Consider the following 26,763-nt stretch of genomic DNA (forward strand, 5'->3'; position numbering starts at 1 on the left):
ACACTCACATGTCCGTTCGTTAGATTGAAACACCAACTTTTTCTAAAAAGGCCTTAACTTGGTCTACTGATTGGCTATGAAAAGTATTCAACACCAGTTGATAGCGACGATGGGTAATATTTCCAGGATCTAATTTCCACTTTGACTTCTCTAATAAGTGCATGGAGATACTGGGTGGTAAGTTCAGATAAACACAGACGAGTATGAATAACTCTAGGCTCCCCTCCCCTTTGAAGAGGCGACTAATTTGCTTCTCTGAGAAAAATAATTCTTCTCCAATTTCTTTGTAAGTCACCTTCCGCCATTTCTTGACAACCTGCATGGAAGCTTCAAAATCGTTGGAAAGCTGGTTATAAATAGCATCTTCCTCTTCCAACTGTTTGAGAAGGGCTTGTTCTTGCTTTTCTTTGGTGGAATTTTCATAGCCATTATGATAGACCAGTTCAAAGGAGATATTACTAAACTGGGAACGGTTTAAGACAAAATCTTGATAAGTGATTTCCTTCTGTTCATCACCTAAACAATGATACTCAAAGAGCAGAGCACACTCATCCAAGTGATAACGGGCATAATCTGTCAGAACTAAGTTCCCACTTATATCCTCGGTCACAAACTGAGGTAGATTCATGACCAGATGGGCCTCAATGTAAACATAGAGGCCTGAATGCAACACCTTGGTAAACGAATAGTCCTCCTCTACCAAACGCTCCAGCTCCGCAAGAGAAATCGAAAAAGTCTGGTTGTTTTTCAGTTCCATATCCCCAATGGTATAAGGTGGGAGATAGCTGCCGTCAACGTATTCCAAAACACCTCGTGCTTCTTTAAAACCCAATTCGACTAGACGAATCTTTGCAGATTGCCTTGAAACTTGAAAGAAACTAGCCAATTCCAAAATAACATGTTCCAAAATAACGAGATAGCTCAATTGAGAGTAGGTTTGCCAATCCTCTATCAAAGCTTGAGCCTTCTTTAGAAACATCTTCTTGGGCATGAGAATCCTAGGGGTAATAGCCTTGGCTTGTCTCTCCAGCCAATACCTAGCCATCTTCATATCGCCATAGACAGATTGATCTGACTCCAGCAAGTCCTTCAAGGCAAAATAGTGCCTATGTTTATACCAATGAAAACATTCATGGATAATCGTGTTACTGCGCCGACCTGCATTGCCACTGCTTGTATCATACAGAACTGTTCCTTCCGAAACCACTCCTCTCTCTTCCTCAGTAGACTTAAAATAGGTTCTTCCCAGTACCTGACTGCAGCTATCAAACTCATAGGGTGTAGCTTTTAAATCTAAGCGCAATGCCACATCAAAGCCATCTATTGGCATCGGCTTAGCTAGAGCTTCTGGATAAACATCACGCAAAAAAACTTCTGCCTCATCATCATAGCGAGAAGATGAGATATAGGGAATCAGGTCTTGTCTTAAGGAATTTGTCTCATCATAATTATCTTTAGCACCTGACCTAGCCTCGACAAAAAGAAAATCATAGCTTCCAGCCTTGTCAAAGGACAAATAGTAATCCAGCGTTAAATCTGATGTCACCTGACACCAATCATCATAACCATCAAAACCAAAACATCCTTCTGAATCCACCTGAAAGTTAATATGAAGCAAAATTAAATTAGCTGTTTTTAAGCGAGGATGGACTGAAATCACAGTTGCACTCTGAAAAATAATATCGTGCACCGTTTTAAGTCCCGGAGTTGAAGTCACCGCAAAAAGAGACTTATCCTCCTCCATGAGTCGCTTAATATCCTCAATAACCTCTTTGGAACAGTGATCAATCACAAACTTTACAATTGGCATCGCAAGCCTGCCTTTCTTTTCTCTTGCACTCTATTATATCCTATGTTATAATTTTGTCAAGTTATAGATTGACAAAAGATAAGGAGAAAGTTATGTTCTCATCCACCAAATTAAAAGAATACAGAACAGCCCAAAAACTATCACAGACAGCCATCGCAAGCAAGCTAAGTGTCACTAGAGCCACACTGTCAGCTTGGGAGACAGGCAAAACTGTCCCCAATAAGAAACACCTACAAGAGCTAGCTCAAGTTCTTCAAATCAAACCCAATGACCTTCAAGAAGAACACCCTCACTTAACCCGCTACAAACAGCTCAACAAGACAAACAAAAAGAAGGTCGATGAGCTAACTCAAGACCTTCTCAGAGCACAAAAAGTTGTGCCTCTCTTTAGTGTACAAGTTCTTGATAATGTCGCCCTCTCGGCAGGACATGGATCTGGCTTCTACGATGAATACGAGACTAGAGAAGTCTTTACAGACAAAGAATACCTCTACGATGTGGCGACTTGGATTGAAGGTCAATCGATGGAACCGGTCTATCAAGACGGTGAGGTAGCCTTAATCCGTGAAGGAAGCTTTGATTACGACGGTGCAGTCTATGCCATTGCCTGGAACGACCAAGTCTACATCAAGAAAGTTTATCTTGAGAAAGATGGCTATCGCCTCGTTTCCATCAATGACTCCTATCCAGATAAGTTTGCGCCAGCAGAGGACGAACCACGAATTGTCGGGAAAATAGTGGGAAATTTTATGCCTATTGAACAGTAAAAACCCTTGAAGAAGTTAATTCTTCAAGGGCTTTTAAGTATTGTATCGGTACTTCCTAGCCAACAAACAATTGATGTAGCTCCGATCGACTAATCGGATTTAGAATAATCTGAGAATCAGTCTCTTTAGCAACTTTACTAGATAACTGTCCCAGTCCTTCTCTAAACGGTAAATCAGCAATAACAGATTCTTCGTCAGAAATTATAGCAAGTATTCTAAACTCCGTCACCTGTTTCCCATCAACCTGATATAATTGTTCAGGATACTTAGGTAACAGGATTTTGTCATCAGAATCACGGATAGGAAATACTCCTAAAATTTCGGATCCATTCTCATAGAATGTCGGTTCAATAACAAGTGGTTTTTGAAACAAATTTTTAAACATTTAACCTCCAAAATGAACTAAATCGTAAGGGTAATACTTATTGTCTTTGAAAGAATCATCTGGGATATTCAACACCTTTACCAGAGCAGCGATTTCTAACGCCCAGTAACCGAAATATAGTAGTTCTGGCTTTTTATCAAAACCATAAAAATAATTCCCTTTTTGACTTCTATACCAGTTCGATAACTGATTCGAAATTATAACATCTCTGTCATCAGACCTTTGATAAAGTTCTGCAATCCAAGGTCTAAACTGTTTGATATCTTTATAGCTATTAATATCAGTAATATTCTTTTTGTTCATAAGAATATCAATCACACCATGTGAAACTTCAAATTTATCAAGTAATGATAAAAATTCCTTATCATCAAATAAATCAACATTCAATAGAACACCCAAAGCTATAAACTGAAGACTATTTACGTCAATAATTTCTGAAAACACAGCCTTATATTTAGGAATAGTATTCATATAATCCTCTCTGATCAAAGCTATGTCTTCACCCTTAGAATATTTCGCTAAAAGGATTTCAAAGGATATCTTGAAAATAGCATTCTTAATATTTCTAATAATCTTTTCATCCAAAGCTTCAATATCTAATAGTTTCTTTTCAAAATTATTTATACGCTGGAACTGTTTAGAAACAAATAGCTCAAAATAATCATGATTTTTTAGTTTATCTCTCATAAATCATAGCCCTCCTTTATGGTAAGGATTTAGACCTGATACTACCATCAGGCATAACTCTTACTAATAAACTATCATATCCGTTCATATTAATAGTATCTGCCAAATCAGCTCCAACAGCATCATCCAGTCGATTTTTTATCCAATCATATCCCATCTGAGGACCATCTTGGGTTTTTCCTAATTGCGCAGTATTATACTTAGCTTCTGCTACAACATATGTATCTGTACCCTTATGATAGTAAACACCATCAATTCCCTGATGCCCTTTAGCATCAATACTAGTTACTCGATCTGTACTTACCCTTGTATATCCCCTCTCTTCCATATAGCGATCCATTTTCATCTCACCATAATTTCCCTTCTGAGCGTTGGTTTTCAGAGGTGTAGTACCATTTTCTACATTATGGATAGCTTTAATAGTTCCTTCACGACGAAGATGTTCATCAAAATTAGAACTATCTCTGGCTTTTTTACTTGCATCAATATTCGCAAGAACTCTCTGACGCATGTCTTTAGGAGATTCAACAGTTGCTGATGGTTTGGTATTCTTAACCGATACATCTCCAGACTTCGGCTTGTTCTTCGGTACATCCGCTTTGGCAGATTTCTTACTTGAAACACTGCCTGAGCCATTGGTAATGAGATTGAGACCATAGTCTGTCACGACATTCTTAAGAGAAATTGGATTCCCTGTCGCAACGGAGATACCCGTATCTATAACGGTCTCAACACCAGCTTCAACACCCGCCTTCGCAACATGACGAACGGTCTGGTTGGCAATATTTTGTGTCACATTAGCGGCCACATTGGCACCAGCTCCAATAAATTGACCACCAACAAAACCTGTAATAGCTCCTAGTCCTGCTCCTTTGGCAATAGAACCAACCAAGGCCCAACCACGTTGCCCTGAGCTATAGGCATCATAGCCAGACATAATGGCTCCAGAAGCCGCACCGCCAATCGCCATTGCGACTGGAGCACCTAGACCACCGGTAGCTACGGTGAGGACAATACCAACACCAATAGCACCAGCTGTGACAGCTACCTTCTTCCAGTCGATTTTCTTAACGTAGTTGGCAACTTGTTTCTTAACACGTTTAGCTGTTTTACACACATGTGTGTACATTTCCTTAAGAGCTTTACCCCAGTTGCGGAACATGCTCTTAGCTTCTCGTGTCTTAGGTGTCGTCTTGATTCCTGTTGACTGACTATACTCATCTCGAATATGCTGCTGGCGACGTTGCTCGGCTTGGGCTCTAGCTTGAGCCTGTTGTTGCTGAGCATAGGCATGACTGCTACTTGGAGAGTGGTATCCTCCACCATAACTGCCTGATGAGGCCTGGTAACTTGGTGCAGAGTGATAGTTATTCCACTGCTGAACTGCCCAGTTCTTGACATGGTTAACTTGAGTACCAACCCAGTTAACCGCCTGACTGACCTTGTTGCCTACCCAATTAACCGCATGAAAGGCTGCACTCTTAACTGCATTCCAAATATTAGACGCAACTGTCTTAACTGCATTCCAAGTATTAGACGCAACTGTCTTGACTGTATTCCAAGCACTGCTTGCGACTTTCTTAACATTTAATATTTCTACTTACTTGAAATAAATTGGAGAAACTAACAGTACAGCCCAAAAATATCTTTTAGTTTTTGATAATCATTTTTTGTTAATGATTTGAATTTTTTTTTATCTATTTCGTATATTGCTGCCTTCCACGAGCCTGATTCAACTAAATCTAAAATTATTTTTTTTTCTTCGGCTCCATTAATATAGTCATTTAAAATATTTAATAGAATATTTTCTGCTTCTGTGTAACTCAACATTAAATCAATCTCCTATTATTGCTACATCTCTGAAGTTAATATTTTTCGCCTTATCTGTAATTAACTGAGGATAACCTCCTGTACCAAATTCAGGATATACCTTAGTTAAGGGTTCTAATGTTTCACCTGCTTTATCGCCATAAGCCCTTGGCACTCTCACATTATCAAATATTTGTAGAGTATCAAATTCACCACGAAGTTTAGTATCACTCCAATCAGGGGCAATCTGGTAGGCATCTTGAACTTGCTTAGCTGAATCGAATCTTGTAAATCCTATATATCCTCCCGGTGCCTGCATTGATTTCACTGTCTGATCTGCATATTGAGAATTCATATAACGATAGCCAGTAGCTGGCAAAGTAGTTCCATCTGGTCCTACATAAAAATCTGTCTTAGGTGTAGATTTAGGTTCTGGTAATGCAAGTGGTTTACTTGTCGGCCCAGGCAATGCTAATTGCTGAACAGGTGTCACATCCTTAAGAGGTTTCGTGACTGGTACATCCCCAGACTTGGGCTTATTCTTAGCTACATCTGCTTTAGGACCTTTAGAAGCTCGAACGGAAATACCTTCTGAAATCGCATTGATCGCAAAGCTAGCCGCAATGCTTCCAGGAGTGACTTTTCCGCCCTGGGTCGCATCCACAATCGTATCTGTTGCGGTTTCACCCACAGTATCTACCACATGACGTGCAAGAGGATTTGCAACGGATGAAGTCGCACTACCAAATCCTCCAAGTAAGCCACCTGTCAATCCGCCTGTGAATGCACCATTGATAGCACCATTAACAGTATTGTTGAGGATGTCACCTGGCTTCTGTCCAGAAAGGACGCCCGAGGTTAAGGCATGTACGCCTCCTCCTGCGGCTCCACTGACAGCTCCAACTGCTACACCCGTGGCTACTGCTGCTCCAAAACCGGTTAGTCCAGTAGCTCCTACTAGCCCCGCAACAACTGGTGCTGCTGCTCCTGCTGTCGCCACAGTAACCGCTACTGCTGCAACAGTCGCTACTGCCGCAATACCGACTTTCTTCCAGTCTACTTTTTTCAGGAATTGAACGGTATCATTTTTTATCCGCTTCGCAGTTGTACAAACATGTGTGTACATTTCTTTCAGTGCCTTACCCCAGTTTCTAAACATACTCTGAGCTTCGCGAGTTTTCGGAGTTGTTTTTAGACCAGTAGCTTGGGTATATTCATCTCGAATATGTTGTTGACGACGTGCCTCAGCTTGCGCTTGAGCCTGCGCTTGTTGCTGGGAAGCATAGGAAGAAGCGCTTGGATAATAGGCTTGTGGTCCCGATGCTTGATAACTTACTCCTCGTTGTTGATAGTTATTCCACTGCTGAGCTGCCCAGTTCGTAGCCTTGTTAACCTGAGTACCAACCCAGTTAGCTGCTTGGCTTACCTTATTGCCGACCCAATTGACAACATTTCTACCAAAATTAACAGCTGACTTAGCCACATTTCCTACAAAGGTTGTCGCTCTATTGTAAAGGTTCTTCACACCGTTCCAAGCTTTTTTAGCGCCGTTGATAAGTCCTTTCAAGAAATGCCCACTTGGGTCGGTGTAGTTGACGGGGTTATTATGGACATAGGCATAGCGGTTCTGGCTAAGTGGGGCTGTTACTTCACCTTGGTAGCTGTCTTCTGTCAGGAAGGTACCCGCATGACTATCATAATACCTTGCCCGTAAATAGTCAAGTCCTGTACTGTCTCTCGCTTCACCATTGTAGGCATAAGGATTGCCTGTCTCGTCTGTGCTCTTCTTAGTAGAACCATAGAGCTGGTAGCTACTTGAAGCAACGGCCTTACCGTCTTGAGTTAGACCTGTCACTGACCCTGACTGGTTGGTCAGATATTGGTAAGATTTGTTGGTCTGGTTGTTCAGGTACGAGGTTCGTCCATGACCATAGCTATAGGTCTCCCGAGCTTTCAAATCATGGTCGTAGGTTTGAAGAACCTCTGTATGTTCCCGATTGACATCATTGACATAGTTATGCTCTTCGTAGTATTTGTAGGTATCCTCTCGTGTGGTGTACGGAATCAAGACATCCTTCACTTCGGAGGCATAGGTCACATCTCCCTCTCCCGGTAGATTGCCGAGAGATGGTGGGTTAACGACAAGCCCATCCTTCGTTGCTCTATCTTTTGCGACCTTTTGGTGATAAGCACTTGACACATCGTCAAAGATACTATGCCAGATAGAACCAACCGTTTGTGGGAAACTAGACAGGGCTTGAAGAACATTTTGACTAAAGCCATACCAGAAGAGAGAGTTTTCCTCACCGTTCGGACTCGTCTTAGGAGATTTGCGACTGTTAGTCGTCTTTTGATCATTCTCTTTTATTCTAAAGAGCTGATAGGTGTTCTTACCTTCCTTACGACTAGCGGTAAACACTCGGTTATCATCCCCATCATAGAGGGCTGCCATGAGAAGCCCATCCTTGTCCTTCACGGCAAGGAGACGGTTTTCTGTATCGTAGATATACTCTAATTTCTCGTTATTCTTTTCTTGTGCAATTCGATTGCCATTCTTGTCATAGCTGTAGCTAATGATGCCTTCTGAACCTTCTAGCTTGATCAAGCGATTGTTGTCATCGTAGCTAAAGGTGGTTTTCTCTTCTTTCCCGTCTACCGTTTCGGTACTTGTGAGTTTATTGCCCGCAAGGTCATAGGTGTAAGAGAGGCTAGAGAGTTCCTCACCAGCCTTAGTAGATACCATCATGGTCTCTACTTGGCCCAACGTATCATAGGTGTAGCTATGGACAAGAGTCTCACCATCTTGCGTGATGGTTTCTTTGGTAATGTAATTCCCATCTCTTTAAGTTTTTGGTTACATTCATCGACAGTTAGATGGTAGCAGTTTCTTAATAACATTTTGTAAACACCATGAAAAACAATGGTATCATCAAACTTACAATTACTCTTATCAATAAGGTCGAAACTGAATGTAGGATATAATTTTAAGCCAATACAAATGGCCATAAGTCTACCTAATGTCTTTTGGTATTCCTTATCGTTTTCCATACGCTGAATAGTGGAAACACTAACAGTTGAGTGTTCTTCCAACTTCTCTCGTGTGAAATTTCTACGTTTGCGATGATACACCATTGTCCCACAAAAATTCCCTGGTAGCTGTTCCATTACCTCAGCAATCTTTGTATATACTTCCGCAGTATACTCTGGCACATTTCCAAGTATTTCCTGACTTATGAGGCATTCTGAAAAATCAACTTTAATCTTAAGTTCGGGATCACTCCCTCTATACATAATATAATCGTTGAAATCTTTGTACGATAAAGTTCCATCGGTTTGATATCGAACATCAAATGTTAAACAGCATTCATCCATATGTTCGTATCCATAATCAGTCATCTGGTAAATACCTAAATCAACCATCTCTACATACTTTTCATTATTCAAACAAAAGTGGGAGTCAACATATACAAAACGCTCTGTATTCATCAAATCCTTAAATTTAGTATTAGTCGCATTAAGCATACAGGCATTATTGAAAGAAATAGTGAACGTTTGACCTTTATTCAATGCCCCCAACTTCAAAAGCATAACTTCTGATGTATTCATTGCCTACGTAATTGTAAGTACCTTCAAATTCACTATAGCCTAGTTGTAATAACCGAATCTTCACAGCCAACCGTGATACTTGGAAGAATTCTGCCAGATCATCAATTACTTGTTCAAACATCAGAGCTTTTTTCTCCTGTTCAAACTCTAATGAGTATTTGACAAAAGACTCTTGAACCATCTGCTTAGTTGCTTTCTTTGGCATTAAAATTCTAGCAGCAATACCATTTGCTTGCCACTCCATCCAATCGTAATCACTCCAAGTAGACGAAGATAATGATGATCTATCACTTTTACTACTACTCAAACGGTGATTATCATCAAAGAGCATCTTATATTCATTGTGATAGCGATGAAGTAGCCAGTGAACGGATTCATGAACAACCGTATTATTATAGCTTCCTTGATTCCGTAAACAAATTACATCGGGGTCTACAAGAATAGTCTTTTTTCTAATCAACTTAGTTTCTGGGATATCCGAATCATAAAATACAACTTCGGTATCTTTAAATACCATCTCACCAAAAACGGAGCTGTCTTTTGTTAGTCTCCCTTCAACTTTCGTTAATCCAATATTTGCTAGGTACTCATCAATTGGAAGTGACATCGGAACTTGTAGTGCATCAGGATAGTATTGTTTTAGTATCTCCTCAGCAATGTCATCCAATTCCTTTGCTTTTATATAAGGGACAAATTCAGGACTTAAACCTAAATTAGATCTATCATAATCGGAAGATTCAAATGGGACAACGCTCATTATTTTAAAATCATGAATGCCTTGTTTTAATTTGTACATAACTTTGACTCGTAACCAAATATTACTACTGTCAGATTCATAACCATATTTAGTGTACCCCTTTATTTCAATGTTTGCAATAACCTGAAGGTCTGAAATAATAAATTTATCTTGAACTTTTCTAGATAAAACCTTTTTGATAGAAAAATCATCCAGTTTCATATAATTCGGGTCTATTATAGTGTGTGACTTAACTGATAAGCTTGCTTTATTAGAATAGATAAAACTATCTATTGCTTTAAATATAATGTTATAAAAATTAGATTCAAGTAATTTTTCAAATGAGATATTTGGCATATTTACCTCCAAAAAACTTTTTAAAACCATTATACTATAAAATTTTCAGCATGAAGTCGTTTATCTAATGGCATATTTTATTAGAAACAAGTGATTTTTTGCTTTAAATCTTACAAGAAGTGTCTTGTCATAGTCCATTATTAATTGTTTTTGATATAAAAATTGTGATATAATTATATTGGTTAAAATCAGGAGATAGATTTATGTTGAAAAACTTGAGAAAATTTCTACTAACTCAGCTTCCAATTAAGATAAGTCAAGGTAATTATTCATCATATAGTACATTTGGTAAAGATATAGAGGACGACATTTCTGACTTAATAGAACAATATCTAACCCAAAAAAACATTACTTATAGAGCAATTAGAGCTGAGACTAAAAATGATTTTCCAGACTTAGAGTTAACACTAAAAAATACCAGCTTTGCTATTGAGTATAAATCAGGCTGCTACGAGAAGGAGGGGAAAAAAAGTAGTGGCCCAGCTAATGATTTAGGAACATTAAATTCTTTTCCATCCCATATTAAAGAATTTGGAGACAGAATTATATGTATTTATTTAAAATACTCAATTAACCAAAACATAATTAAAATAGATGATATTTATATAGACAACATCTATAAGTTTGTGGGTAAAAATAAAGACAAACACAAGTTAATTTTAAAATATAGGTTAAAAGATGGGAATTTACGACCTAAAAACTGGAATGACTTCGATAATCAAACATACTATTTTAAAACACTAGATAGCTTTAAAAATGCTTTAGCACTTACAAACATACACCGCTCTCGTCAGCTTACCCTAAATAACTTAGAAAAGTTGAATCTCAAAGAATTACTAGAATGTAAAAGAAAAATAAACTTACTAATTTCAAGTAAAAAAAAGAAAAAACATACCTAGCACTATGAAAGGAACTCCTATGAAAAATATACACACAATTGAGGAATTATTTAGTTTAACGCACGAAAAACTAGTTGGTCAGAGTGGTGCGATTTCAATCAACTTTGCTAATAGAACTCACGTATACTCTGGCAATGATGTTATCGGTAACTGTCTTCAAGAATGGCTTCCAAGCTGGTTTTCTTTCTTAGGAGTCGATATTCAGGCTGGAGAGCATACTCAAGAATTTCCAGATTTTGTGGCAAATTTTGATGGTATCTCTTATGATGTTGAGGTAAAAGCTTGGAATGTGAATAATGCACCTGCGTTTGACTTAGCTAATTTTTTTAGTTTCCTTGATACAACTTACAATGAACCCGGAAAATTAAACGCTCATTATTTCATTCTTGGTTATCGTCCAGCTACCGATGGATTCTCCCAAGGTTTTCAACTTGAAAAAGTCTATTTGAAGCATATTTGGGAAATTACTAACCCTTCTAGAAATTATTCCATCGGATTACAGGTGAAACGAGGTATTCCTTATGCTATGCGCCCTTGTAATTTTTACAGAAATGAAGACAAACATTTCTCTGATATTTTTGAATTTGTTAGCGCAGTGACTGATGCATTTAAGGAATTTGAATTAGCAGCCGACTTACCTTTTACTCCTGAAGAATGGTATGATAGAGTTATGAGTTATCTCTAATTCAACACGAAAAAGCCAGCTAAAAGTTTAAGATAAAATTATTTAAAAAATCTATTAATTAAGAAGTCGCATGAATCCCGTCGTTTTAAGACGTCAGAATTCATGCGACTTTATTTAATCAGTGGAATTTATAAGTAGGATTTCAGTAATTTAATCGAAACTTCTTTAATCACTGGTACACAAACGGTGTTGCCTAACAAGTCAAATGCTTCGCTAGCTTTCAAAAAATCTAAGCTATAAGTTTCAGGAAATCCAAAAAGTCGGAGTCCTTCTTTGACCGTGAGAGATCTAATTCCTCCATCCACGGGTACTGCTAATTTATGAACATCTGTCGCAACTAAAGTCGGAGTCACATCATAAGGCGACAATATCTTTGTAAATTCAAATGACAACTTTCCTGTCACAATATTATAACCCTTTTCTAGCGTAGTATCTGGTACTCGTTTCCCATTGACCAATTTTTTAGGATGCTCATATGTTAAATAACCCTTTTCTACTAAGTCTTCCAACATAGTACCGAGATCCATGTGTTTATAGAAACTAGAAATCATTGTTTGAGTCAAAGGCATACCATCCATCCAATCAATTCCAATAATCTCAGCCCATTTTTTATTACGTCTTTGCTTCAATAACACTTCCAAGAGTTCTGATTGTTCTTCTGAGATCTCTCCCTTTAGTCCTATATCCCAGCTGTGAATATTATTTTTTCCCCCACGTTTATCTTTAATAGCTTTTCCATATACATCACTTAATTTATAATGACTTAGCAATTTTTCTGAAAAAGATGAACTGACTGGAGGGGTATCTATGTCAATAATATCAGCTAAAACTGATGAAGAATAGTTAAAATTTGTTAAAGGCTCAACACTTTTATTTTTTAAACCAATTATATAAATTCTCTTTCTCGACTGTGCTAATCCAAAATCCTTACCATTAAGTACTTTGTACTGAATATTATATCCAAGATCTGATAAAGTTCTAGTAATAACTTTGAAAGTATTTCCTTTATCATGGCTAACCAAGCCTTCTACATTTTCTAACACAAAACCTACAGGCTGCTTCTCTAGTAAAATTTTAGCTATATCAAAAAATAATGTTCCTCTTGTATCTTGAAAACCTAAACCTAAACCAGCTTGTGAAAAGGCTTGGCAAGGAAATCCTGCTAAAAGAAAATCGAAATTAGGTATACTTGAGGGGGAAATTTTAGTAACATCACACTGCGGGTTATGTCCAAAATTTGATTCGTATGCTTTGATCGCAGCAGGCTTTATATCGCTTGAAAACACACACTTTCCCACAAGCCCGAACTCTGATAGAGCCTGCTCAAAGCCTATTCGAATCCCGCCAAGGCCACTAAACAAATCTATAAACCTTACTTCATTTGATTTAGTATGTAAAGTTTCATGAATATTTTCTACTCCAATGCTGATTAACTCTCTGCATTTTTGAGAAAAATTGGAACTATTTGGAAGTGGCAAGTTGTCAATAATACTCACCTCCTCCTCACTTAAATATACTGTATAAGGTCTTCTCTTATTTTCCTGTGCTTTTCTACCAGCACCCTCTCGAACGCCACCATGCATAGTGAAATCCTCCATTTCTAATTACATTTTACCATTAGAGCATTGTTTTTTCAAGTTTTTAAAATCCCATTTTTCGAGAAATGTAAAACTAAAATTTAGAAGAACGATTATACAACTTTCAACTACTTTATCTTATAATAAACTCTATTGTCGAAATATTTCTTGTAAATTTTAAATAATCTGATATAATTTTGTTGTTTTATAAAACAACAAAAAGGGGTGTTATACCATGTTTTCAGGTAACTATCTCAAGAAAAGAAGAGAAAGTAAGCTATTATCTCAGACTGAAATTGCAACTCAGCTAGGTGTCAACCGTTCTTCATACAATAGCTGGGAGTCTGGCCGTTCAACACCAAACCAAAAAAAACTACTGCTGCTTTCGGAAATTTTAGATGTCGAGCCTAGTTACTTTGAATCTGAATATTATATCGTGACTAACTACCTTCAGCTTAATGAAACTAATCAGGTTCTTGCTGACAAGTTTGTAGAGAATTTACTCGCCAAACAGATTAAGAAAGAGTCTGAATCTAAAGTCATTCCACTCTTTTCAGTGCGTGTTCTTAAAGACGTGCCTCTTTCAGCTGGTCTAGGTGCAACTACTATGATGAATACGAGTATGAAACTGTCTATTCTGAGAAAGATCACAATTATGACATTGCTGCCTATATTCACGGTGACTCAATGTTGCCTAAGTACTCTGATGATGAGGTTGCTCTTATCAATGAAACAGGATTTGATTATAGTGGGGCTGTTTATGCTATCTATCTAAATGGTCAAACCTTCATTAAGAAAGTCTACAAGGAAGATGACCACTATCGCATTGTTTCCATCAATGATAAGTATGCTGACAAATATGCTTATGCTGAAGATGAATTTCGTATTGTTGGTAAAGTCATTGGCCACTTTATGCCAGTAGTTGGTGGATAGTGATGAAACTTAAAGATATTCTTGAACTCGGAACCTATGGTTACAACCCAGACTGTAAGGTTGAAATCTTTGATATGAAGAACTTCGAGGAACGTCTTGAAAATGAAGGTTTCCATGAGATTCTTCTACCTTCAGACGAGAACGCTACTATTCACCCTTATGGTTTCTTAATTGAAGATGCCATTCTTATTGCTATGGCAGATGTGGAGGAAAACAATGGAAGTTGATGATATTATTTACCTAAAAGATGGAAGAATATATATGAAACCCTATCTTAAGGAATACGATATCACTGACCACATTCAAACACTTGTTGATGAACTTGAAAAAATGAAAAGGTAGGTGATGAATAGGTTACACTAAACTAGACAAAAATTATAAAGTGTTCTACACTGAACTAAAAAAGAGGAATCCCTTATGTCTAGAAAACCACGTCGTCACTTCACGGATGATTTCAAAAAACAAATCGTTGACCTTTACCAAGCAGGGAAAAAGCGTAGTGAGCTCATCAGAGAATATGAGCTAACCCCTTCAACCTTCGATAAGTGGGTGAAACAATCCAAAACAACTGGATCGTTTAAGACCGTTGATAACCTTACTGCTGAACAGCGCGAGCTGATTGCCCTCAGAAAACGAAACAAAGAGCTTGAAATGCAGGTTGACATCTTAAAGCAAGCAGCGGTGATTATGGCGCAAAAAGGGAAGTAATCACCGCTAATAAAGATAAATACAAAATTGTAGACATGTGCCGTTGCTTAAATATCCCGCGTTCTAGCTATTATTACAAAGCCGTTGAACCTGTATCTGAAGCAGAGATTGAAGGAAAGGTTAGAAACATTTTCTCTGAAAGCAAGTCCAGATACGGGGCTAGGAAAATCAAGAAATGCCTGGAAGCTGAAGGCATCTGCTTGTCTCGCCGACGGATTCGGCGCATCATGAAGCGCCTAAATTTGGTCTCTGTTTACCAGAAAGCTGTCTTCAAGCCTCGTTCTAAAGGGAAGAACGAAGCTCCCATTCCTAATCTCTTAGATCGACAATTCGATCAACACAAGCCTTTAGAATCCCTTGTCACGGACTTGACCTATGTTCGTATGGACCAGCGTTGGGCTTACGTTTGTCTCATCATCGACCTCTTTAATCGAGAAATCATTGGCCTATCAGTCGGTTGGCAGAAGACCGCAGATCTGGTAAAGCAAGCAATTCAGAGTATCCCTTATGCTTTAACCAAGGTCAATCTTTTTCATTCTGACCGTGGCAAGGAGTTCGATAATCAGCTGATTGATGAGATGCTAGTGGCCTTTGGTATCACCCGTTCTCTTAGTCAAGCTGGTTGCCCTTATGACAATGCCGTGGCTGAAAGCACCTACCGTGCTTTCAAGATTGAGTTTGTTTATCAAGAACAATTTTCAACACTGGAAGAACTGGCCATCAAGACAAGAGACTATGTCCACTGGTGGAACCATCATCGCATTCACGGTAGTCTCAATTACCAAACTCCCATAGCTAAGCGAGGTACCGCTTAAGAAAAACACTTTATAAGACTGTACAGAAAACTGTTGCCTTTTCACCTTATCCTCTGGGATATGAATACCATCCACTTTATAGTGTTTGGTTTCATTCCACTCTGGCATGATATGCATCAATGTCTCTCTTAGGTTTTTGTTCATAATTTGAACAATACCTTTCTGCTCACTCTCTGGCTTAGAAAACTTGAATGAACCACGAGTTTTAGCACGACAAACTTGTAGCCCCATCACTTGAGTGTCCTTATTAAAAGCAATCAACACATGGGCAGGGTAATCTAATTCTTGAACAATCCCCTTACTGAAGGTAATAAAATTCTTATTGATTGTCATTGTGTACTCAAATGAAGCACGTTCAACTGTTACTACTTCTAGGTTAAAATCTTTAAAACGCATATTGGTTCCTCTTTCTTATTTGAATATATTATAAATGTCTTTGGACTTCCAACTGGAATCAAGCACAATAAAATCCCTCAACATACCAGACTTGATTTTCTTGATGTAGAGTTTAGGAGCATTTACTTTAGTTGTAGATTTCGATTTTCTTCTTGGATGTTTAAGTAATTGCTGCACTAGCTCCCATCTAGAATCTGGTATGATAGAGGGAATTCCATTTTTAAGACGGTACTTGGGTTTCTCACCATTGTTCTTGCGAGACTTATGGCTGAAACAATCGACCGTAAAAGTCTTCTGCATGATGATTTCACCCTTATACTTCTCGTTTTTGAGTATATTGTAGATAGCTAGGTTTGACCAAGTATCCAGCCCAGTAACCGTGGGTATCTTATTTTTCATCAATGATTCAGCAATCTCTCGTGCAGACATACCATCGATATAGGAGCCATAAATGAACTTCACAATTTTAGCTTCTGAATCATCAATGATGATACGACCATATTGGTCTTTGGTATATCCCAACAAATTATGTGTTGGAATGATTGGGATACCACGCTTAAACCTTTCGATAACAGACCATGTTATTGACGCACTTTTTTGCTCACTCTCACCTTGAGCCACGATAGACATAACCCCTAAAATGAATTCACTGTTGGTATCAAGTGTATTGAGGTTAATATCCTCTATGTATATGCCAACAGGATTTGGTAAAGTCTTCAGCTCACGGTATATGCCGATGAAGTCTAGTTGATTACGAGCAAAGCGACTGACACTCTTTACGATTATCAAGTCGATATTACCTGCTCTACAATCTTCAAGCATCTGTAAGAATTGTTCACGCTTTTTGATGGTTGTTCCAGAAGCACCTTGGTCTGCATATATTCCAGCTAACTTCCATTCTGGGTTGTTATTTATTTTCTGGGTATAGGTCTGCTTTTGAAGTTCAAAACTCCCAGATTGAGATTCATCAAAAGTACTGACACGACAATAGGCTGCCACACGCAGTTTTTTCGTCTTTATATCAGTATATTCACTTTTAGCTGGAATAATTTCAACAACACGTTCATTCTCAAAAGCTTCACGAATCCGTTCTTGCTGACGAGTTGTCTTTCTAGTATTCCTTCTTACCATAGTAGTTTACCTCCTTTCCAGAAATCTACATCTACAATTATATCTAACAGGACGTTGGTACAAAAATAATCACTGTAAAGCAAAAAAGATAGCAAAATTGCTATCTAGACTTATTATTGAATTTAGTGAATTATCAATAATTTTTTAAGAAATTATACAAGCGAGGATAGTCAAATAGAAGATTATTTGACCAAATTTTACCTCTAGAGTTCGGTCTAAGTAATAAATTACCAGCCTCATGGAACTTATAATCAAAAAGCGGTGAAATCACAAAATTATTATACAATACTTCTCCTTCCTCTCCCAAAGTACCAAAATAGATAATATTAAATATTTCTTGTTCTAGTCTATCATCAATGTTAGGTGTCTTACTATTAAAAATTGTACCGTATACGGTGTTGACTATCCCTAGAACCTTAAATAGTTCAGCAGCTAGCATCTGATATGGAATCTGACCATTATAGCATTTTTTATTACTGAACATCAGATCTTTATCAACATTCTCATGTTGCATTAAATAAGGAATAACTTGTCGGTTTTGGAAAATCTCACGATTTTCAAGAAGTTCCTCAAAAATCAAATCATCTATACCTACGCATTTCCCATCCCGAATTTTTATAACTTTATCTGAATTCGAGATATAATCCCCCCCAGTTTCTGGTGAATAATTCTCTAGGGGAAAGTGGTATTCTAGTTTTTTTACTTGACCATACAACTTTATTTTTTTAAAAAATGCGAATTCCATAAGTCCATTCATTTGACCTTTAGCTTCAAAAAAAGGTTGTAACAGCTCACTAATAGTGTTATAAATGAACCATGTATCTCTCTGATTTGTCTTTTCTATCGTACTTGGTTTTACATGACTAGCACCTAAATCAATTAATTTAACAGAAAGGCTATCTTCACCAATAATGCCCACATTTATTTCTGTCCCAAAATAATTTGAATAATAATGTTTTAATTTATCCTTTATAAACCTTATTCCCGTATCGACTGACTTAGAGTCGGAACTCGTAACTGACTTATATTTTTCAATATCCTCTAATAAGTTACTTGAAAATAGAGAGTTACATATCAGTATATTATCAAGATGCAAGTCACCATGTCGAATATTGCTTTTAATTAAATACGAAATCCCTCTGAGAAAGTAGACTGATATATTAATAGATTCTTGAAACAAGGGGCCAAAAATTGAGTTATATTGAAGTAATTCCTCACCAGGTGAAAGTTCAGATAAAATATTCCAGAAAGAAGTTCTATTATCTAAATAATCTTTCAGAGTCATTGAGTTTCCTACAAATTCCATTATTGAATAAACCACTTCAACTGGTTGACTCAAAATACCAAGGTCATGTACTCTAGCAATTGAATCTGCCAGATTCAAAGTACTATTCTTAATTGACTCTGTCAATGCTTTTTCCTTAGAAATATGATCTGTAAAAAAATATAGTTTCACTAGTTGCTCAATACCTAACATTTTATGTAAAACTCTGTATGTAATTCCGTTTGCTCCATAAGATAATTGAGCTATGAATTCTAAATTATGAAAAGGATAAAGGCCGTTATCCAATTGAAAAGGGCATTCATCATACAATAATACCCCACTTTGGCAATCTATTCTTAATTTCGGAAGAACTTCTTTTTCTATGTACTCTTTAGACATAAGTTATAGTCTCTCCTAACTATACGAATTTCTCTATAAATAGTATACCATAAAGGATGTACTACTGTTATCATATCTTACCTTTTTAAATAAAGTTCTTAAAAAAGTTTTTACTGATGTTCATAATAGAAAAAGATACTTTCTAACGATTTGATACTTTTTAACGTTTAGATTTTTTGCAGACATAAAAGTCGGACTACCATTCCATGAGAGTTTCTAGTTTCCACCAATAACTGCAAAAAAGCCTTGAAACAGGCTGATTTCAAGGCTTTTATTACGTTAAATTGTATCAATTAACTTCTTCTTATTTCGAATAATAGAAATTTGTAATACAATTTTAAGTTTTTCCTTTCTAGGGGTGTGCAAGGCGGTAAAAAGGGTGTGCATAATAGAACAATTCAAGTATCATTATACCACATTACACAAAGAAAATTTCCTATTTTATAAATAGCTTATCCGCCCTAGGTATACATACATCAGCCATTTTCTAGCTTTCATTTTTTCAAAAAATAAAGAATGAGATAAAATAGCTAGTTCCCCCTCAGTTTTATAGAAATATATCACCCTCTACTTAAGCTATCACTTTTAGAGATTCACCTTCACCTTCAACTTTCACTCCAATACTTCTCTACTATATAAGAAAAAACCTGATGTCTCCATCAAACTGAAAAATGATATGATTACTTGAAATAATGACAGAATATGGTATAATGAAATAGAAAAAGGAGCTGAGCGGGAACTCAACTCCAATGTAGAACCGTTTAAGACGGTGACTCGTTTTACAGATTAAATCCGTCCAACCTAGTCAAAAGTGGGGACGGATTTATTTTTTGTCCTTATCTTTGAAGATTTTATAGCACAAGCCAATCAAAGTAATGGTAAAGCTACCAAAACTTAAGATAGTTTGTACAACTTCAAAAGCGGTCAAAAGAGGCTCTTTGTCAACTGTAGTGGGTAGATGAAAAGCTAACACCTAGAGAGGACCAAATTGGTCTTCTCTCGTTTTATGTTTAAAGCAATGAAAATCCGCTTTTTAAAGTTTTCAAAGTTTCGAAAGCCAAAGGCATTGCGTTTGATGACTTTGATGAGATTATTCGTCGCCTCAAGTTTGGCATTTGAGTAAGGCAATTCCATGGCGTTGAGAATCTTATCCTTGTCCTTCAAAAAGGTATTAAATACGGTCTGGAAAATCGGGTCGACAGTCTGCCGAGTGTCTTGGATAAGTCCAAAAAACTGGTCAGCTTGCTTCTCCTGGAAGTGAAAAAGCAGTAGTTGATAGAGCTCGTAGTGTTCTCTCAGTTCTTGAGAATAGCCGAGCAGTTTAGCGACAATCTCCTTATTGGTCAAATGCATCCGAAAGGTCGGGCGGTAAAACCGCTTGTCACTGAGTTTTCGACTGTCCTGTTGTATCAATTTCCAGTAGCGTTTGAGCGTCTTGTATTCATGCGATTTGCGGTCAAAAGCATTCATGATTTGGGTACGGACACGGTTCATAGCACGGCTGAGATGTTGCACAACGTGGAAACGATCAAGCACGATTTTAGCATGAGGAAAAAGTTGTTTGGCTAGTTGATAGTAAGGGCTAAACATGTCCATAGTGATGAATTTAACGCGGTTTCTGACCTGTCTAGGGTATCTCAGAAAGTGATTTCGGATGGTTGCTTGCGTTCTTCCATCAAGGATAGCGATGACATTTAGGGAGTTGAAATCTTGAGCGATAAAGCTCATTTTCCCTTTCTTGAAGGCATACTCATCCCAAGACATGACTTCTGGAAGCTTAGACCACTCCGTTTCAAACTTAAACTCGTTGAGTTTTCGAATAACTGTAGATGTAGAAATGGAAAGTCTGTGTGCGATATGTGTCATTGCTTGCTTTTCGATGAGTAATTGTGCGATTTTCTGGTTGACAGCGACAGAGATTTGATGGTTTTTCTTAACAATAGGAGTTTCAGCGACCGCTATTTTCCCACATTCCTTGCATTTGAAACGACGCTTTCGAAGGCGGATAAGTAGCGGGTAGCCAGCAGTTTCTAAGTAGGGGATTTTAGAGGCTTTCTGGAAGTCGTACTTAGCCATTTGTCCCTTGCAGGAAGGGCATTTAGGGGCTGTGTAATCCAAGTGACCGTGGAGTTCTAAGTGTGTTCCCATGTCGCATTCATTAGTGATCGTGATATTTTTGTCTTTCATTTTGAGAAAATTTGTGATAAGATTTAGTTGTTCCATATGAGTCTTTCTAAATGATATTTTTGTCGCTTTTCATTATAGGTCATATGGGACTTTTTTTCTACACTGAAAAAGGCTCCATAATCTCCACAGTGGATTTACCCACTACAGATATTATAGAGCCTCAAAAGAGTGCTCCCTCCTTTCCGTCAGATTTTGATGAATTGCCCATAGACATCACCTCTCTTTCGGATTCAGGAGCCACCGTCTTCACTTTTCTACAAACAATATTATACTACAAAAGTCGATAGAATGAAACTACCTGTTTCAGTCTAGTACTAAATATAAAAATAAAGAGTGATGAGAAAATCACATAATGATTTCCCAACCACTCTTGACGAATGCTATCCAAAATAGTAATCCACTAATTCTTGGATTTTTCCTTCCTTCGCTGCTGGAACGGTGTCACATAGTACAAAATTCTTCCGACTAATATCCTGTGCATAATGACCAAAGATAAAATTGGTTGCAATGTTATAGATAATTTCCGTCGGTGCGAATCCATAAACTTGCTGTTCTAAGATATGCTTTAAGCGATGGGATTCATCTGGAAAGGCAGAAATCAAGCCCTCGCTATTATACAATCGTTTCACAATTTCAGTAATATAGAGCCCAGATTTCATGTAGAGGTCTATAAAAGTCTTGTCTGGGTCATCAAAAATCCCTGGATTTTCTTTTTCGAGGTCATCCACCATCTTCTTTACCACACGTTTTGGAGTAAAGATTTGGTTGGTCTTTTGAGGAGGAATATAGTCAAAAATATCCTCCTGATTATCTTTGAAATAATCTGCTAGCTCAGCTTTTTTACGAAGAAATTCCTGAATGGCCTCATCAAATGTTGCAGTATCAAAAAGATGTCCATCAAAATCCTGACCTCCATCTCGCAGATAACGAAACTGTTCTGTCGTGATGCCTGTCACTTCGTAAAAGACAGACTCAGGCACATAGGTATCGAAATTCTGCAAATTGAGTTTCTCATCACCATAGGCCATGATGAAACTAGGAATTGTTCTTGCAAATCCTCGCAAATGTCCACGAATTTCATCTTCTGCTACATCTCTAGCTTTTTCTACCTTCTTAACCTCTAATTGTTCAATTAAAGTTTCGGGTAATCGAGTGACTGTTTCTTTCAGATTTTCTTCCAGCTTCGTCTTAAAGGCCTGCCTTGTTTCGATTATTTTTTCGGCAAGGTCGGCTTTTAGATTTTCTTGCTCCGTTTTATCCTCTGTCTGATGAAGGCGTTCTTTAAATTCTTCTTGAATATGTGCTTCAGCGATTTGGCGCTCCATCTCATGACGCTTCACTTGATTGTCCAGAGTTTCCTTAATCTGAGTCTCTATCACCTTTGTTTCTTTCGATTTCAATCCATACTCAGCTCTTAGTTCATCCATCAAAACAGGGGCTACAGCCTTGGTTACTTGCGTAACGAAATTAGCTTTAGAAGGATCTTCTGCTTCTGCCAGCACAGTGGATACAGATTCTCCTAGGCCATAGATCTTTTCACCAAATAGTTTTCCTTGCTGGTTGATGACAATCGTTGTATCGACTACCGCTTCTCCATTTTCATCGACGGTAACATGCGAAAAGTCTAAAAAGTCGTTCTCTGAACTAGTAGCCATTTTCCCATTTTCAGCAACTGGTAATTGGTCCAAAATATCAAGAACCGTTTGAGACGCTCTAAAAATACCTGCAATGTTATCAAAAAGGAGATTAGACATAAAGCCTCGTTTGAGAACTTCTGCCGCCTTAATCTGGCGAGGGATCGTGAGAACAGCCTTAGCATCAATTTCAACCATCTTCCCTTCTCGGTCTTCAGCGATAACTGGGAAGAAATTCAAGAGTTCGCGGATATTATCTTCTCTAGTGGTACTTGTCCCTCCACCGGATACTGTCGCTAAGGACAAGTTATTCGCAAACTCATCAAAGAGAATCAGGGTGCGCTCAGGGGCAAAGTCAAAGACATAGGCATTTTCTTTACGGTAATGATTGCCCTTGCTATCTGTCCAGCTATGAGGATTTTGAGCCCGAAAGGCTGCCTGCATGTAGAGAGCTGGTGACTTGATATTCGACAACATTAGAACAGCTGACCATTCTGGAATCGTCACACCAGTCGTTAATTGCCCCACAGATAGCGTAATCGTCTTGTCATTTGATTGAATAGCCTTGCGCACTGCGTCTAATGATTTCAACTTGGCACGGTCATCATCTTCTGACATTTTCCCATCTCCAGCTGCTAAGACAATCTGATAGTTTTCATAAATGGGATGTTCTTCCAATAATGTCTTTAGAGCTTTTGCAGAAGCGACACGGTCTAAGAGCCAAAAGGTATGCTTTAACTCATTTCTGAGTTCCCTGGTTGAAAATGGATATTTTTCGTTCGTACTCAGGGTATCTAACCAATTTTTAACGGCTTGCTCATAGATAAACTGACCGGATTCATTGGTCGCAAAAAACTCATTTAAATCAAAGGCAAAATCAATGTTGCCACCATCCATCTGCACTCCGTCTTCTAATTGCTCACCAATCATATTCGACATCTGGTAGGTAAACATATTGAGTTGAGGCAGATTTTCATAGAGGTTTTCTTGCTCGACTTCTTTTAACCACCTACTTTTGGCTTTCTGTTCATCTGCATAAGACCAATTGAAAATTTGCTCAGCAGTGAAATCTCCCTTTGCCAACGCCTTAAATGGTGTCCCTGACAAGTGCAAGGTGAAATTTCTCTTAATCTGTTGGAAAGCTGTATCTGTCTTAAAGGTATCAACTCCTTCATGCGCCTCATCAATAACCAGTAAATCCCAAGTCGTATCGGTTACCCACTTGAGTTTAGTGTAATTGCCCCCAAAAAAGATTGAGCCTTTCAAGTCTTGCAAACTCAAAAATGCAATTTGCCCTAGCTCCTCAGTTTCATCTAAGTGAGATTTTAAATAGTCCGTATAGTCTTTTCGGCTCAATACAGGACGGTCTTTCAGACTATCTGACTCAGAAACAAACTTATAATGCGTTTTTCCAGCGATAAATGTCTCAAAATCATCAAACCATGAATTGGCAATCGCTGGACGGTTGGTCACAATCAAAACATTTGTCGCCTGTGTCCGACAAATCAAATCATAGGTAGCTAAGGTCTTTCCAAAGCGAGGTTTCGCATTCCAGAGAAACTTACCAGAAGGGTGCTTGACCATGTAGGCTGCAGTCTTTGTGACGGCCTCTTCTTGCTCCTGCCTCAAAACGTACTCTTGTCCCTGTCCAGGTTGATAATCGGACACATCGTGCACGACGAATTTATCAAATAACTGCTTGGCTTTATCAGGATGACCATTAAAGTAAAACCACTCCGTCCTCGGACGACGCTCTACCTTGTGAAATTTGAGAAATTGGTGAAAATCATGGTCCTTAAACGTCTTCCCTTTATCAGGTTCTGTCAGATACTCCGCCTTTTCAGACCAGAGAATATCGGTTGTCACATGCGCCGTGTGGGTTTGTTCCTTAATTCGCTTTTCTACCTCACGCTCCGTATAGCCAATCTTGATCCACCCATCATTGTCAAGATTTTTAGGTGTGGTGTAGGCATAGATTTTGGGTCTGATTTCTTTTGAAGTTTGAATCTTAACCATCTTATTCCATCTCCCTTACTTTCGTCTCGATGAAGGCGATTTCTTCTGGTGAAAGCTTATATTTTCGATATAATTGTCGGTCAATATCTGCCACTGATTGTGACCAATCAATGTCCGAATTGACCGTAAAGTCTTGGAGAGGGACTTTTGCCCAAGTGTTTCGTGAATTATGTTGAGTGATTTTTAGAACGCCTAACAGAACTCTTACAAAACGAGTTTTTACATATTTTAGACAAGAATTTGCCTCAAATTCTGATTTGAAATTACCAATAGATAAGAAAGTATCTGTATGCCCGATTAGGGGTTCCCCGATTAGGGGTGTAGATAACACTTCACCTAAGGCACCGCTTCCATTTGCTTCAGGAACAAAAACATTATAATTCTCAAACGTTTCTGGAAAATCTATATACCTAACATCAATATATTTATAGACTCTATCTGTACCAATTCTTCCAAGTAATTTCACTTTGCCAGTTTCAGGACTATCTGAAAATACAAAATCCAGTGCTGTCAATGACTTAGAAACAATCTTACTTTTTGTTCCTTTTCCTTGTAATTCCAATGCTTGAGGAAAGTCCTCAAACAGTTTTTTTGAAAATTTATATATACCTTGTGGATAGACAATATCTGAAAAAGGGGAAAATCCAGAGACTGTCATTACTTTTTTAACAATCTGATTCAATTCTTCGAAATGAGTAAAGACACCTATTTCTCCAAAGTTTTTTGTCTCGTCACGATAAGTAATCGCAACGCCACCTTTTATATCTGTATCTGGAAAGACTTTATTGCTCTTTTGTTTATATGACAACACTTTTAGATGTTTATCAGAAAGCATTTTCTTCATCCATGGCTTCGGTGTTTGCCCTGCATTAAAAAGAAAACGTGCTGGAGTAATTAAGCAAGATTTTTTAGCCAACTTATAAGATTCATCCATAAAATAGTGGTAAATCGGTTCGTCTCTTGCCCCGCCTTCCTCCTGATACGGTGGATTGCCAATTACAACATCAAATTTCATTGTTAATTCCTCGCTAGATAGGCGCTGAAAACCTATCATTTTTCCTGTTTTCCAATCTTTGATTTTTGTTTCTTTAGGTATGGGTAAGGGATCGAGCTCTGCTATTTCTTCAAAGAGATCTAGCTGAACAGCTCTTGGTGCTGTTGCAGAAAAAGGCGTTGTCTGCTCCAAACCGTCCATCTGGAATACATTATAGGAAATAATCGTGGCAATCTCTGTTTTTTGAGCGAGAGTTGGCGCATGGTGAAACTTCGCTACATAGTAATCGTCAAAACTTGCTAGTAAATTTTCACGCGCTAATAAGAGAGAATCCCCCTGATACTCATAGCCGTAGGAAGCCTGATAGGCACGCAGGGCTAGTTGGAAAAACGCAGCTTCATCAGATACCTCACGGCTAATCCGCTGAAGCTTTCTGTCTAAAAAGCCCACACGCTCTTCTAAGGGGACTTCTTCTCCAGTCACTGCATCATAACGGCTGACCATGTAAGGTGCTTCACCACAGGTAATTTCTAACCATTTGGTATCGACATACTCTTCAAGAGTTGTTCCAACCAGCTCGTCTTCTACGTACCCGTTTTGCATCTTCACTAACCAAGTCGGGGTAAAGACTTCTGCACGTACTTTCGTGCGGTCTTTTTGCTCTGCCTTTGACTTCTCTGATCGTGGTTGGATGAGATTAGCATAGCCTCCTGTAATCCTTTTCGGTGTCATGCTATCTGCCACACCAAATCCTCTACCCAAAAATTCATAGGAGTGTGTCGCCCAGACAATCGACTTGTTGGTTGTCCTGTCCTTTAGCAGTACCGACAGCAATTCCTTAGACTCTTTCGCTAAGCCTTCTTCACTAATATCAATCTGTGCCATCATCGCTCCTTTCTTTATCGTGTTCTTAGTTCTCATTATATCATAAAATAAGACAAGTGAAAAAAGCTGTTCGTGACAATCGT

General features: G+C 38.1%; 22 protein-coding genes and 1 pseudogene. 7 read left to right on the top strand and 16 right to left on the bottom strand.

The window, feature by feature from the left end:
* Positions 1 to 19: 19 nt before the first annotated feature.
* Entirely contained in the window at positions 20 to 1,810 is a 1,791-nt protein-coding gene (locus BFM96_RS09810; RefSeq protein ID WP_068993633.1) for an ImmA/IrrE family metallo-endopeptidase, read from the bottom strand.
* A gap of 92 nt (positions 1,811 to 1,902) precedes the next feature.
* Here BFM96_RS09810 and BFM96_RS09815 point away from each other — a divergent pair, with 92 nt between their 5' ends.
* Positions 1,903 to 2,577 carry an XRE family transcriptional regulator gene (locus BFM96_RS09815; protein ID WP_068993638.1) on the top strand — a complete coding sequence of 225 codons (675 nt, stop codon included), beginning with the start codon at positions 1,903 to 1,905 and terminating at the stop codon, positions 2,575 to 2,577.
* 55 nt (positions 2,578 to 2,632) lie between these two features.
* On the opposite strand, the gene BFM96_RS09820 is transcribed toward BFM96_RS09815, so the two are convergent.
* The 7 genes from BFM96_RS09820 to BFM96_RS11410 form a co-directional block, all read right to left on the bottom strand.
* Positions 2,633 to 2,962 (bottom strand): hypothetical protein, encoded by a 330-nt coding sequence (locus BFM96_RS09820; RefSeq protein ID WP_068993639.1) that lies wholly within the window; start codon positions 2,960 to 2,962, stop codon positions 2,633 to 2,635.
* Entirely contained in the window at positions 2,963 to 3,649 is a 687-nt protein-coding gene (locus tag BFM96_RS09825) for a PoNe immunity protein domain-containing protein (RefSeq protein WP_068993642.1), read from the bottom strand. It lies immediately after the preceding gene.
* A gap of 16 nt (positions 3,650 to 3,665) precedes the next feature.
* Positions 3,666 to 4,766 carry a hypothetical protein gene (locus BFM96_RS11400; RefSeq protein WP_223245859.1) on the bottom strand — a complete coding sequence of 367 codons (1,101 nt, stop codon included), beginning with the start codon at positions 4,764 to 4,766 and terminating at the stop codon, positions 3,666 to 3,668.
* Positions 4,767 to 5,272: 506 nt separating this feature from the next.
* Positions 5,273 to 5,479, bottom strand: a complete 207-nt coding sequence (locus tag BFM96_RS09835; RefSeq protein ID WP_068993647.1) for a hypothetical protein — start codon at positions 5,477 to 5,479, stop codon at positions 5,273 to 5,275.
* 4 nt (positions 5,480 to 5,483) lie between these two features.
* A complete protein-coding gene (locus BFM96_RS09840; protein ID WP_223245860.1) occupies positions 5,484 to 8,204 on the bottom strand; it encodes an RHS repeat-associated core domain-containing protein in 2,721 nt (906 codons plus the stop codon).
* A 5-nt stretch (positions 8,205 to 8,209) separates the two neighbouring features.
* A complete protein-coding gene (locus BFM96_RS11405; protein WP_223245861.1) occupies positions 8,210 to 9,064 on the bottom strand; it encodes a helix-turn-helix domain-containing protein in 855 nt (284 codons plus the stop codon).
* Complete coding sequence (locus tag BFM96_RS11410) at positions 9,018 to 10,157, bottom strand: ImmA/IrrE family metallo-endopeptidase (protein ID WP_068993654.1); 1,140 nt, start codon at positions 10,155 to 10,157, stop codon at positions 9,018 to 9,020. The genes BFM96_RS11405 and BFM96_RS11410 overlap by 47 nt, the downstream gene beginning before the upstream one ends.
* A 203-nt stretch (positions 10,158 to 10,360) precedes the next feature.
* Here BFM96_RS11410 and BFM96_RS09855 point away from each other — a divergent pair, with 203 nt between their 5' ends.
* Positions 10,361 to 11,056: a hypothetical protein gene (locus BFM96_RS09855; protein ID WP_068993657.1), complete on the top strand. Its 696-nt coding sequence runs from the start codon at positions 10,361 to 10,363 to the stop codon at positions 11,054 to 11,056.
* Positions 11,057 to 11,075: 19 nt separating this feature from the next.
* Positions 11,076 to 11,741, top strand: coding sequence for an NgoBV family restriction endonuclease (locus BFM96_RS09860; RefSeq protein ID WP_068994319.1), 666 nt, complete (start codon positions 11,076 to 11,078; stop codon positions 11,739 to 11,741).
* A gap of 128 nt (positions 11,742 to 11,869) precedes the next feature.
* Here the strand turns inward: BFM96_RS09860 and dcm are convergent, their stop codons facing one another.
* Complete coding sequence (gene dcm, locus BFM96_RS09865; protein WP_083201789.1) at positions 11,870 to 13,324, bottom strand: DNA (cytosine-5-)-methyltransferase; 1,455 nt, start codon at positions 13,322 to 13,324, stop codon at positions 11,870 to 11,872.
* A gap of 229 nt (positions 13,325 to 13,553) precedes the next feature.
* On the opposite strand from dcm, the pseudogene BFM96_RS09870 reads away from it, so the two are divergent.
* The 4 genes and pseudogenes from BFM96_RS09870 (at position 13,554) to BFM96_RS09885 (ending at position 15,774) form a co-directional block, all read left to right on the top strand.
* Positions 13,554 to 14,251, top strand: a pseudogene (locus BFM96_RS09870) (XRE family transcriptional regulator).
* Positions 14,252 to 14,253: 2 nt separating this feature from the next.
* On the top strand, positions 14,254 to 14,478 hold the full coding sequence (locus BFM96_RS09875) for a hypothetical protein (RefSeq protein ID WP_068993661.1): 225 nt from the start codon (positions 14,254 to 14,256) through the stop codon (positions 14,476 to 14,478).
* Positions 14,468 to 14,593 carry a hypothetical protein gene (locus BFM96_RS11475; RefSeq protein WP_262981926.1) on the top strand — a complete coding sequence of 42 codons (126 nt, stop codon included), beginning with the start codon at positions 14,468 to 14,470 and terminating at the stop codon, positions 14,591 to 14,593. The genes BFM96_RS09875 and BFM96_RS11475 overlap by 11 nt, the downstream gene beginning before the upstream one ends.
* 75 nt (positions 14,594 to 14,668) lie before the next feature.
* Positions 14,669 to 15,774, top strand: a protein-coding gene (locus tag BFM96_RS09885) for an IS3 family transposase (RefSeq protein WP_145939729.1) whose coding sequence is annotated in 2 segments (ribosomal slippage) — positions 14,669 to 14,945 and positions 14,945 to 15,774 — 1,107 coding nt in all. Because the reading frame shifts where the segments join, the coding sequence is not laid out codon by codon here.
* On the opposite strand, the gene BFM96_RS10990 is transcribed toward BFM96_RS09885, so the two are convergent.
* The 7 genes from BFM96_RS10990 to BFM96_RS09910 all read right to left on the bottom strand — a co-directional run bounded on the left by BFM96_RS10990 (position 15,658) and on the right by BFM96_RS09910 (position 26,683).
* Positions 15,658 to 16,170 (bottom strand): hypothetical protein, encoded by a 513-nt coding sequence (locus tag BFM96_RS10990; protein ID WP_223245862.1) that lies wholly within the window; start codon positions 16,168 to 16,170, stop codon positions 15,658 to 15,660. The two genes, BFM96_RS09885 and BFM96_RS10990, sit on opposite strands and share 117 nt — an antisense overlap.
* Positions 16,171 to 16,185: 15 nt before the next feature.
* Entirely contained in the window at positions 16,186 to 17,301 is a 1,116-nt protein-coding gene (locus tag BFM96_RS09890) for a recombinase family protein (RefSeq protein WP_068993668.1), read from the bottom strand.
* Positions 17,302 to 17,434: 133 nt separating this feature from the next.
* Positions 17,435 to 18,964 (bottom strand): serine/threonine-protein kinase, encoded by a 1,530-nt coding sequence (locus tag BFM96_RS09895; protein WP_068993669.1) that lies wholly within the window; start codon positions 18,962 to 18,964, stop codon positions 17,435 to 17,437.
* A gap of 823 nt (positions 18,965 to 19,787) precedes the next feature.
* Complete coding sequence (locus tag BFM96_RS10995) at positions 19,788 to 19,937, bottom strand: putative holin-like toxin (RefSeq protein WP_083201790.1); 150 nt, start codon at positions 19,935 to 19,937, stop codon at positions 19,788 to 19,790.
* Positions 19,931 to 21,187, bottom strand: a complete 1,257-nt coding sequence (locus BFM96_RS09900; protein ID WP_068990592.1) for an ISL3 family transposase — start codon at positions 21,185 to 21,187, stop codon at positions 19,931 to 19,933. The genes BFM96_RS10995 and BFM96_RS09900 overlap by 7 nt, the downstream gene beginning before the upstream one ends.
* A gap of 344 nt (positions 21,188 to 21,531) precedes the next feature.
* Positions 21,532 to 24,801: a DEAD/DEAH box helicase family protein gene (locus tag BFM96_RS09905; RefSeq protein ID WP_068993672.1), complete on the bottom strand. Its 3,270-nt coding sequence runs from the start codon at positions 24,799 to 24,801 to the stop codon at positions 21,532 to 21,534.
* A gap of 1 nt (position 24,802) precedes the next feature.
* Complete coding sequence (locus BFM96_RS09910) at positions 24,803 to 26,683, bottom strand: Eco57I restriction-modification methylase domain-containing protein (protein ID WP_068993675.1); 1,881 nt, start codon at positions 26,681 to 26,683, stop codon at positions 24,803 to 24,805.
* Positions 26,684 to 26,763 lie beyond the last annotated feature (80 nt).

The organism is Streptococcus himalayensis, from assembly GCF_001708305.1.
GTDB lineage: Bacteria > Bacillota > Bacilli > Lactobacillales > Streptococcaceae > Streptococcus > Streptococcus himalayensis.